General features: G+C 67.5%; 11 protein-coding genes. 6 read left to right on the top strand and 5 right to left on the bottom strand.

The window, feature by feature from the left end; translation table 11 throughout:
• The first annotated feature begins 76 nt into the window (after nucleotides 1–76).
• The 4 genes from JHC99_RS15010 to mnmH all read left to right on the top strand — a co-directional run bounded on the left by JHC99_RS15010 (nucleotide 77) and on the right by mnmH (nucleotide 4684).
• A complete protein-coding gene (locus tag JHC99_RS15010; RefSeq protein WP_292155232.1) occupies nucleotides 77–1018 on the top strand; it encodes a Gfo/Idh/MocA family oxidoreductase in 942 nt (313 codons plus the stop codon).
• Between the two features lie 77 nt (nucleotides 1019–1095).
• On the top strand, nucleotides 1096–2490 hold the full coding sequence (locus JHC99_RS15005; protein WP_292155231.1) for an NAD-dependent succinate-semialdehyde dehydrogenase: 1395 nt from the start codon (nucleotides 1096–1098) through the stop codon (nucleotides 2488–2490).
• A 65-nt stretch (nucleotides 2491–2555) separates the two neighbouring features.
• A complete protein-coding gene (gene selD / locus JHC99_RS15000) occupies nucleotides 2556–3611 on the top strand; it encodes a selenide, water dikinase SelD (protein ID WP_292155229.1) in 1056 nt (351 codons plus the stop codon).
• Nucleotides 3608–4684, top strand: coding sequence for a tRNA 2-selenouridine(34) synthase MnmH (gene mnmH, locus JHC99_RS14995; RefSeq protein ID WP_292155227.1), 1077 nt, complete (start codon nucleotides 3608–3610; stop codon nucleotides 4682–4684). The genes selD and mnmH overlap by 4 nt, the downstream gene beginning before the upstream one ends.
• On the opposite strand, the gene JHC99_RS14990 is transcribed toward mnmH, so the two are convergent.
• Genes JHC99_RS14990 through JHC99_RS14980 form a run of 3 tightly spaced genes read right to left on the bottom strand, consistent with a single transcriptional unit; the run spans nucleotide 4668 to nucleotide 5808 of the window.
• Nucleotides 4668–5051, bottom strand: a complete 384-nt coding sequence (locus JHC99_RS14990; RefSeq protein ID WP_292155225.1) for a type II toxin-antitoxin system VapC family toxin — start codon at nucleotides 5049–5051, stop codon at nucleotides 4668–4670. The genes mnmH and JHC99_RS14990 overlap by 17 nt on opposite strands.
• Nucleotides 5048–5338, bottom strand: coding sequence for a type II toxin-antitoxin system Phd/YefM family antitoxin (locus JHC99_RS14985; protein ID WP_292155223.1), 291 nt, complete (start codon nucleotides 5336–5338; stop codon nucleotides 5048–5050). Before JHC99_RS14985 ends, JHC99_RS14990 begins: the two co-directional genes overlap by 4 nt.
• 20 nt (nucleotides 5339–5358) lie before the next feature.
• On the bottom strand, nucleotides 5359–5808 hold the full coding sequence (locus JHC99_RS14980; protein WP_292155222.1) for a MaoC family dehydratase: 450 nt from the start codon (nucleotides 5806–5808) through the stop codon (nucleotides 5359–5361).
• Between JHC99_RS14980 and JHC99_RS14975 the strand changes: the two genes are divergently transcribed.
• Nucleotides 5801–5944, top strand: coding sequence for a hypothetical protein (locus JHC99_RS14975; protein ID WP_292155221.1), 144 nt, complete (start codon nucleotides 5801–5803; stop codon nucleotides 5942–5944). The two genes, JHC99_RS14980 and JHC99_RS14975, sit on opposite strands and share 8 nt — an antisense overlap.
• A 92-nt stretch (nucleotides 5945–6036) precedes the next feature.
• Here the strand turns inward: JHC99_RS14975 and JHC99_RS14970 are convergent, their stop codons facing one another.
• Nucleotides 6037–7026 carry a threonine/serine dehydratase gene (locus JHC99_RS14970; RefSeq protein WP_292155220.1) on the bottom strand — a complete coding sequence of 330 codons (990 nt, stop codon included), beginning with the start codon at nucleotides 7024–7026 and terminating at the stop codon, nucleotides 6037–6039.
• A gap of 38 nt (nucleotides 7027–7064) precedes the next feature.
• On the bottom strand, nucleotides 7065–7454 hold the full coding sequence (locus tag JHC99_RS14965; RefSeq protein WP_292155219.1) for a hypothetical protein: 390 nt from the start codon (nucleotides 7452–7454) through the stop codon (nucleotides 7065–7067).
• A 341-nt stretch (nucleotides 7455–7795) separates the two neighbouring features.
• Between JHC99_RS14965 and dnaK the strand changes: the two genes are divergently transcribed.
• Nucleotides 7796–9344, top strand: a 1549-nt coding sequence (gene dnaK, locus JHC99_RS14960) for a molecular chaperone DnaK (protein ID WP_292155218.1), incomplete at its 3' end; no start/stop codon positions are given.

Below are 9344 nucleotides of genomic sequence, written 5' to 3'. Positions count from 1 at the left end.
CGATGCACTCCGATCTGGACGAGGCGACCCAGGACCGGATCGTCGCCGCCGTCGCCTCGTACAAGGGCTGAACCGCATGAACCCCACCCAGCTGCACGCTCCCCTCCGCGCCGGTGTCGCCGGTGTCGGCGTCATGGGCAGGAACCATGCCCGCGTCCTGTCCGAGATGCGCGAGTTCGACCTGGCCCTGGTGTTCGATCCGGATGCGGTCACCGCACAAGGGGTGGCCGAGGCCTACGGTGCCAGCCCGGTCACGACGGCGGCGGATTTCGTCGCAGGCGGACTTGAGGCCGCGATCGTCTCCACCCCCAACCGCCACCATGCGGACCTCAGCGTCGCCCTGCTGGAGGCCGGCGTCCACGTCCTGGTCGAAAAGCCGATCGCCGCCACCGTCGCCGACGCCCAGCGGATGATCGACGCGGCCAAGGCCAACGACCGCGTCCTGATGGTCGGTCAGGTCGAGCGGTTCAACCCCGCGGTCGAGGCGGTCAAGCGCGCCATCGAAGGCGAGGACGTGATCTCGATCCAGATCACCCGCGTCGGCCCCTTCCCGCCCCGGATGGGCGAGGTCGGGGTGGTCATCGACCTGGCCGTCCACGACATCGACATCATCCGTCACCTGACGGGCTCCGAGATCGCCGAGGTCCAGCCGCAGCTGGCCCGCACCCGCGCCGACCGCGAGGACACGGCGTTGCTTCAGTTCCGGCTCGAGAACGGTGCCATCGCCCACATCACCACCAACTGGGTGACGCCCTACAAGACCCGCACATTGCAGGTCGCGACCCACAACAAATTCGTCGTCGCCGACCTGATGACCCGCCAGGTCACCGAATATTTCGGCCAGCAGCCCGACGGCTCATACTCCACGCGCGGCCTGATGAGCTGGCCCAACGAGCCGCTCAAGAAGGAACTGGAAGCCTTCGCCCACGCCATCCGCACCGGCGAGACGCCTGCGGTGACGGGCGAGGACGGCCTGCGGAACCTGGAAGTCGCGCTGAGGTGTCTCGGCGAGGTGTGACACCCTGACGTCCATCGAACGGCAACCGGGCCGGCTCGCGGGCGTTTCCGAGGCCCTCGCAGTCTCGAGATTACCTCATGGCCTACCGCACCCTCAATCCGTTCACCGAGCAGATGGTGAAGGACTATCCCGAACACTCGGACGCGGAGGTGGAGGCGGCGCTGGCGCGCGCTGACGGCCTGTTTCGATCAGACTGGTCGCGCGGCGACATCCAGACCCGGCTCGCGGTTCTGGACAGGCTGGCGGGTGTTCTGACCGAAGAAAAGGAGGCGCTGGCCCGCACGATCGCGGTGGAGATGGGCAAGCCGCTCGCCCAGGGCCGGCTTGAGATCGATCTGTGCGCGGGGATCGCGGCCTACTATGCCGCCCACGCCGCCGGGTTCCTGAAGCCCCAGGAGATCGACAGCGAACTGGGCGAGGCCTGGACCGAGTTTCATCCGATCGGCGTGCTCCTGGCCGTCGAGCCGTGGAACTTCCCCATCTACCAGCTCATCCGCGTGGTCGCGCCCGCTATGGCGGTGGGCAACCCGGTGATGTTCAAGCATGCCGGCATCGTGCCCGGATGCGCCGCCTTGTTCGAGGATCTCTGCCGAAAGGCAGGAGCTCCCGACGGCTGCGTCACCAACCTGCGCATCTCGGCGGACAAGGTCGCTGAACTCATCGCCGACGACCGCATCCAGGGGGTTGCCCTGACGGGGTCCGAAGGCGCGGGCTCCAAGGTCGCGTCCAGGGCGTCGGAAATGCTGAAGAAGTCCACGCTGGAACTGGGTGGGTCGGATGTCTTCGTGGTGCTCGACGACGCCGATCTCGAAAAGGCGGTCGCCGCCGCGGTCGAAGGCCGGTTGTCGAACGCCGGACAGGTCTGCACCGGATCCAAGCGGTTCCTCGTGCAGAGAGCCGTCGCAGACGCCTTTATCAACGCCTTCGTCGAAGGGATGAAGGGCGCGGTCATGGGCGACCCCATGGATGAGGCAACCGTGCTGGGGCCCATGTCGTCCGAGGACGCCCTGACCACATTGACCAAACAGGTCGAGGATGCGGTCGCCAGGGGTGCCCGGGTGCTGACTGGCGGCAAGGCCGCCGACCGCACCGGCTTCTTCTACGAGCCCACCGTCCTGACCGACATCGCCCGGGAAAACCCTGCCTACTATCAGGAGTTCTTCGGCCCCGTGGCCCAGATCTTCGTGGTTGAGGACGACGATGCCGTGGTGGCCCAGGCCAACGACTCCCACTTCGGCCTCGGTGGATCGATCTTTTCGGGCGACACCGATCGCGCCCGGAAACTGGCCTCGCGGATCGAGACCGGCATGGTCTTCATCAACACCACGACGACATCAATGCCCGAGTTGCCCTTCGGCGGCGTCAAGCGGTCGGGTTATGGCCGCGAGCTCAGCGAAGTCGGCATCAAGGAGTTCGTGAACCGCAAGCTGGTCGTCATCAGCCGCGGCGATCAGACAGCGACCGTCGGATAGACCTGGACTGATCAGGGTAGCGGTCCGTTGATGCCGTCATGCCGTTCCTGGTCTAGGAAGGCGGGATGGCTCACTCCGCTCAACCCGAACCCCGCCTGACCTCGCTCGCCCACGGGGGTGGGTGCGGGTGCAAGATGGCGCCGGAGCGGTTGAGGAACATCCTGGCGGAAATGCCGTCGGCGGCCGCCTTCTCGTCTCTGCTGGTCGGGACCGAGACCTCGGACGATGCGGCGGTGTGGAAGATCAGCGAGCAGCAGGCGGTTGTGGCGACCACCGACTTCTTCATGCCCATGGTCGACGACCCGTTCGTGTTCGGCCAGATCGCGGCGACCAACGCCCTGTCCGACGTCTATGCGATGGGCGGGCGGCCGATCCTGGCCCTGGCCATCCTGGGGATGCCGATCAACGTCCTGTCCGACGCCACCATCCGGGCGGTGCTGGCGGGCGGGGCCGAGGTCTGTGCGCGGGCGGGCATCCCGGTCGCCGGCGGCCATTCGATCGATTCGGTCGAGCCCATCTATGGACTGGCGGCGATCGGCCTGGTCGATCCGGTGAAGGTGTTGACCAACAAGGGGGCGCGGGTCGGTGACCGGCTGATCCTGACCAAGGGGATCGGCGTCGGGGTGCTGAGCGCAGCCTTCAAGCAGGATCGGCTGTCGGACGAGGGCTATGCGGCCCTGGTCGCCTCCACGACCCAGCTGAACGCGGTCGGTGCCCTGTTGCCGGACGCGCTGGGCGTTCATGCCGTCACCGACGTCACCGGTTTCGGCCTTCTGGGTCATGCGCTGGAGATGGCGCGCGGGGCAGGGGTCACGGTCGAGATCGAGGAGGCGGCGGTTCCGCTGCTGGCCGGGGTCGAGGCGCTGGCGAGGGATGGGGTGGCGACAGGGGCCTCCGGCCGCAACTGGTCGAGCTATGCCGAGGGCGTGGTGCTGCCCGACGGGGTCGACGGCTGGCGGCGCACGCTGCTGACCGACCCCCAGACCAGCGGCGGCCTGCTGATCGCCGTGTCGGAGCATGAGGCCGAGGCGGTGCTGGACCTGGTCCGGGGCGAAGGCTTCGGGCTTGCCGCCGAGATCGGGCGGATCGTGGCGGGGCCGGCGGTCGTGCGCATCTCGTGATCCGGCTGACGACCGACCTCGAACCGGATGCGCGGGCGGGATACGACGCCCTGATCGACGTGCGCAGTCCGAGCGAGTTTGCCGAGGATCACATTCCCGGCGCGATCAACCTGCCGGTCCTCGACGATGCGCAGCGTGCGGAGGTGGGGACAGAGTACGTCCAGGGCTCCAAATTCCTGGCACGGCGACGCGGGGCGGCCCTGGTCGCGCGCAATATCGCGGCGCATCTGGAAGGGCCGCTGGCCGGGCAGGGCGGCGGGTTCAGGCCGCTGGTCTATTGCTGGCGCGGCGGTCAGAGGTCGCACGCCATGGCCACCATCATGGATCAGGTCGGCTGGCCGGTGGCGCAGCTGACCGGCGGGTATCAGACCTGGCGACGGAGGGTGCTCGCCCGTCTTTACGACGTCGGAAGCGAGGCCGCGCCCCTGCCGCCTCTGGTGCTGCTGGACGGTCCGACCGGGGTCGGAAAGACGGCGGTCCTGGCGCTGATGGCCGAACGCGGCGCGGCCGTGCTGGATCTGGAGGGTCTGGCGGCGCATCGTGGGTCGCTATTCGGAGCGACGGCGGAGGCCCAGCCGCCCCAGAAACTGTTCGACAGCCGGCTGGCGGTCGCGCTGGAGGCCCTCGATCCGACGCGCCCCGTCCTGGTCGAGGCCGAGGCCAGCCGCGTCGGCGCCCTGACCCTGCCACCCCGGCTGTGGGCCGCGATGAAGGCCGCGCCCCGCATCGCCCTGACCGGATCGCTGGAGGATCGCACCGCCTTCAGCCGCGCCGCCTATGCGGACATCGCCGCCGACCCGGAGGCGCTGGATGCCGTACTGTCGCGTCTGCCGCTGCGGCTGGGGCGTGCCGTGATCGAGCGGTGGAAGGGGTTGGCGCGTGACGGCGACCTGTCGGCCCTGATCGCAGAACTTCTGGAGACCCACTACGACCCGGCCTACCGCCGCGCGGCGTCGAAATATGAGCGGCCGGTTGCCGTGGTGGCGTCGCCGGTGTCTGGATCAGACGCCGCGCGGGATGGATCCCTGTCCGCGATCGAGGCGGCGCTGCACGGTTTCAGCCCAGAGCGCTGACGATGTCGGTCTGAGCGAAGTCGTTGCCGACGTAGAGCAGGGGGCACCGGTACATCTCGGCCAGGGCGTAGCTGAAGCTGTCGCCGTAGTTCAGGTCAGCCTTGTGAAACCCCTTGCCCCAACGGGTGTAGGCATAGGCGGCGCGTTCGGCGAAAGCCTCGTCCACGGTTTCGACCTCGAGGTTGAGCAACTCCAGCAGGCCGTCCAGCTCGCTCGCGACCTTCTTGCGCCGAGACACGATCAGCGCCTCCGCGAGGGTCGCCGCCGAAATGATCAGTTCGCTCCGCAACAGGACGGCGGAACAGGCATCGGCCCGGGATTGCCGGGCGACTACTTCGATCAGCGCCGAACTGTCGAGTGCGATCACCCCGGCATACCGTCATCGCCGTACAGGAAATCCGCGCTGCGGGCCGCATCGAATCCCGGCTCGAACTTGCCTCGGGCGGACTCCTGGATTTCCCGGATGATCTTCATCTTCTCCTCGACCGAGAGCAGATGCTTGCTTCGCGCGGGGGCCGCCGTGATCCGGGCGACGCGACGACCGTTCCGGGTCAGGAAGACATCGTCCCCGCCCTCAGCCTGACGGACGAGGGCGGTGAGCCGGGATTTGGCTGCGGAAACGGCGACTTCGATCATGTTCCGAGAGTGGACCAATCAATGGTCCAATTCAATCCTCACCCCACGAACTGCATCCCCAGCCATTCGGCGATCAGGGCGGGTTTTTCGGAGCCTTCGATCTCGACGGTGACCTCGTGCTTGATCAGCCAGCGGCCGCCGCCCTTGTCCTCGGCGCTCATCAGCTTGAAACGGCCGCGCACCTTCGATCCGGCGGGGACCGGGGCCAGGAAGCGCAGTTTGTCGAAGCCGTAGTTGACCCCCATGACCACCCCCTCCAGCCCCGGATTGGCGTCATAGGTCATGGCCGACATCAGGCTGAGCGTCAGGAACCCATGCGCGATCGTGCCGCCGAAGGGCGAGGCCTTGGCGGCTTCGGGATCGATGTGGATGAACTGCCAGTCCTCGGTGGCGTCGGCGAAGGCGTCGATGCGGGCCTGGGTGATCTCGAACCATTTCGAGACGGTCTCGTCACCGATCATTCCGGGCAGGTCGCTGGGCTTGGTCATCGTCGTCTCCCTGATTTTCGACGACCCTAATCCCCTGCCGTCGGGGCAGGCCAGAGACATCGACCGTTTCAACCGTTTCAACCGTTTCAACCGCTTTAACCGTTCGGCAGGCGAGCGGACGCCGGCGACGCGGTGACATCGATAGATGGTCGGGCGACCCAGGGGGCACAAGCCCATATCAGGAATAAATTCCTTCCTGACCGTCCGGGCCGACGCAACCCTGATCGATCAGCTCTCGAACCGGTCCTCGATGATGGCCGAGAACAGGGCCGGATCGACGTTGCCGCCGGACAGGACGATGGCGGTGGTCTGGCCCGCGACGTCGAGCTTTCCGGCCAGAAGGGCGGCCAGCGACACCGCTCCGCCCGGCTCGACCACCAGCTTCAGGTGGCGGAAGGCGAAGCGGACAGCCTCGGCGACCTCGGCGTCCGTGACGGTCAGGATGCCGGCCAGGCGCCGGTTGATCGGAAAGGTCAGCTCGCCCGGCCTGTCGGTCATCAGGGCGTCGCAGATGGTGCCGGACGCCGGGGCATGGGTCAGCCGCTCCCCGGCCCTGAGGGACAGTTCGGTGTCGTTGTAATCGGCGGGCTCGACTCCGTGAACGACGGTGTCGGGCGACAGGGCGGCCAGGGCCAGGTTGATGCCCGCCATCAGCCCCCCGCCCGAGGTGCCGCACAGCAGCCGGTCGATCCGTTCGACGCCCGCCTCGCGCGCCTGTTCGACGATCTCGAGGCCCGTGGTGCCCTGGCCCTCGATGATGAAGGGGTCGTCGAAGGGGCGGACGAGGACGGAGCCGCGCGTGGCCGCGATCTCCTCGCCGATGGCCTCGCGGCTTTCGGTGTAGCGATCGTACATGCGCACCTCGCCACCGAAGGCGATGACCCCCTCGACCTTCACCCGGGGGCTGTCGGCGGGCATGACGATGACGGCGGAGGTCCCGACCATCCGGGCGGCGGCCGCGACCGCCTGGGCGTGGTTGCCCGACGAATAGGCGACGACGCCGCGCGCCTTCTCGTTGTCGGTCAGCCGGCTGATGCGGTTGTAGGCCCCCCGGAACTTGAAGGCCCCGGCGTATTGCAGGGTCTCGGCCTTCATCAGCACCCGCCCGCCGAGGCGTTCGTTCAGGGCGGGGCTCTCGATCAGGGGGGTGCGGACGGCGACGCCGGCGATCTGGCGGGCGGCGTCCTGGACGCCCTGAAACGAAGCGGTGTGGGTCATGGCGCGGGTCTAGCGCGACCGGCCGCGCGCCGGAAGCGTCAGCGCGTCAGGTAGTAGTCGGCGATCTCGCAGACATTGATCGGGCCGCGCTCCAGCGCCTGTCCGTTCGAGAATTCGGCCCGGAACACATAGGTGCAGGCCCCGGAACCGTCGTCGATGGTGGCGACCCGGCTGGCCCCCGTGGTCAGGACCTGATCGCCGACGACGTCGCCCTGCCAGGCGCGGGAGCGGGCATCGGCGGCCTGGAGCCGGACCATGGTCCAGCCGGTCTGGTTGTGGATGCGGACCCGTCGGTTCTGGCCGTCGCGGGACTGGCCCGGGGCGGCGGGCGCGGCTCCGGGCGCGGGGGGTGCGGCGAGACTCGGGACGGGAATGGCGACCGCGGCCGCCATCAGGCCTGCGATCAACGGAAGGGTGAGTTTCGACATGGTGGGTCAGCTTCCGATGGCGGCGCCGCCCCCGCAGCGCCCGTCGATGGCCTATCCTGCCTTACGGGCGGACGTATGGCATCTGACGCGGCCTGACGGCGGAGGTGATTTGTTCTCCGGCTGATTTTGTTGCGAGACGCATCAAGCCCTTGCGGGCCATGAGGGCTTTCCCATATCCGCAGCCACCGGATTGGCCCTGTATCTTTCAGGGCTTTCCATTAGACAGCCACCCTGCCGGACCCAGACGGGCACGGCGCAATCCACACGGGGACGGTCAAGCGCGGCGCTTCGCTTCAAAAGGCCGCCGCACCGCCCGCCACACGAAAGAGACGATACAGACTATGGCCAAGATCATCGGCATCGACCTGGGCACCACCAACTCGTGCGTGGCCGTCATGGACGGCAAGAACCCCAAGGTCATCGAGAACGCCGAGGGCAACCGCACGACGCCCTCCGTGGTCGCCATCCAGGACGGCGGCGAGACCCTGGTGGGCCAGCCGGCCAAGCGCCAGTCGGTCACCAACCCGTCCAACACCTTCTTTGCGATCAAGCGCCTGATCGGCCGCCAGTTCTCGGACCCCGTCGTGGCCAAGGACAAGGCCATGGTCCCCTATGAGATCGTCAAGGGTCCGAACGGCGACGCCTGGGTCAAGGCCCACGGCAAGGACTATTCCCCCCAGCAGGTTTCCGCCTTCACCCTGATGAAGATGAAGGAAGCCGCCGAGGCCTATCTGGGCGAAACGGTCACCCAGGCCGTCATCACCGTGCCCGCCTATTTCAACGACAGCCAGCGTCAGGCCACCAAGGACGCCGGCAAGATCGCGGGCCTCGAAGTCCTGCGCATCATCAACGAGCCGACCGCCGCCGCGCTCGCCTATGGCCTGGACAAGAACGACGGCCAGAAGATCGCCGTCTATGACCTCGGCGGCGGCACCTTCGACGTCTCGATCCTGGAGATCGGCGACGGCGTGTTCGAGGTGAAGTCGACCAACGGCGACACCTTCCTGGGCGGCGAGGACTTCGACGTGCGTCTGGCCGACTATCTGGCCGACGAGTTCAAGAAGGAACAGGGCGTCGACCTGCGCCAGGACAAGCTGGCCCTGCAGCGCCTGCGCGAGGAGGCCGAAAAGGCCAAGAAGGAACTGAGCTCGGTGACCCAGTATGAGGTCAACCTGCCGTTCATCACCATGAACGCCTCGGGCCCGCTGCACCTGAACATCAAGCTGAGCCGCGCCAAGCTGGAAGCTTTGGTCGACGACCTGGTCCAGCGCACCATCGAGCCCTGCGCCAAGGCGCTGAAGGACGCGGGGCTGAAGGCCTCGGACATCGACGAGGTGGTGCTGGTCGGCGGCATGACGCGCATGCCCCTGGTCCAGGAAGCCGTGAAGAAATTCTTCGGCAAGGAGCCGCACAAGGGTGTGAACCCTGACGAGGTCGTGGCCCTGGGTGCCGCCGTTCAGGCGGGCGTTCTGCAAGGCGACGTCAAGGACGTGCTGCTGCTGGACGTCACCCCCCTGACGCTCGGCATCGAGACCCTGGGCGGCGTGTTCACCCCGCTGATCGAGCGCAATACGACCATCCCGACCAAGAAGAGCCAGGTGTTCTCCACCGCCGACGACAACCAGTCGGCCGTGACCATCCGGGTCTTCCAGGGCGAGCGGCCGATGGCGGCGGACAACAAGGTTCTGGGTCAGTTCGACCTGATGGGTATTCCGCCCGCACCGCGCGGCCTGCCGCAGATCGAGGTCGCCTTCGACATCGACGCCAACGGCATCGTGCACGTGACGGCCAAGGACAAGGCCACGAACAAGGAACAGTCGATCCGCATCCAGGCGAACGGCGGCCTTTCGGACGCCGACATCGACAAGATGGTCAAGGAAGCCGAGGCCA

Source organism: Brevundimonas sp. (assembly GCF_016463485.1).
Taxonomy (GTDB): Bacteria; Pseudomonadota; Alphaproteobacteria; order Caulobacterales; family Caulobacteraceae; genus Brevundimonas.
The sequence above is the reverse complement of the archived record's forward strand: the minus strand, read 5'-3'. Positions and strand labels throughout refer to the sequence as shown.

What these genes read in the sequence shown, in the direction of transcription:
- selD (WP_292155229.1), top strand. Translation starts at nt 2,556, where the DNA reads ATGGCTCACTCCGCTCAACCCGAACCCCGCCTGACCTCGCTCGCCCAC.
- JHC99_RS15005 (WP_292155231.1), top strand. Translation starts at nt 1,096, where the DNA reads ATGGCCTACCGCACCCTCAATCCGTTCACCGAGCAGATGGTGAAGGAC.
- JHC99_RS15010 (WP_292155232.1), top strand. Translation starts at nt 77, where the DNA reads ATGAACCCCACCCAGCTGCACGCTCCCCTCCGCGCCGGTGTCGCCGGT.
- JHC99_RS14970 (WP_292155220.1), bottom strand. Translation starts at nt 7,026, where the DNA reads ATGACCCACACCGCTTCGTTTCAGGGCGTCCAGGACGCCGCCCGCCAG.
- JHC99_RS14965 (WP_292155219.1), bottom strand. Translation starts at nt 7,454, where the DNA reads ATGTCGAAACTCACCCTTCCGTTGATCGCAGGCCTGATGGCGGCCGCG.
- JHC99_RS14980 (WP_292155222.1), bottom strand. Translation starts at nt 5,808, where the DNA reads ATGACCAAGCCCAGCGACCTGCCCGGAATGATCGGTGACGAGACCGTC.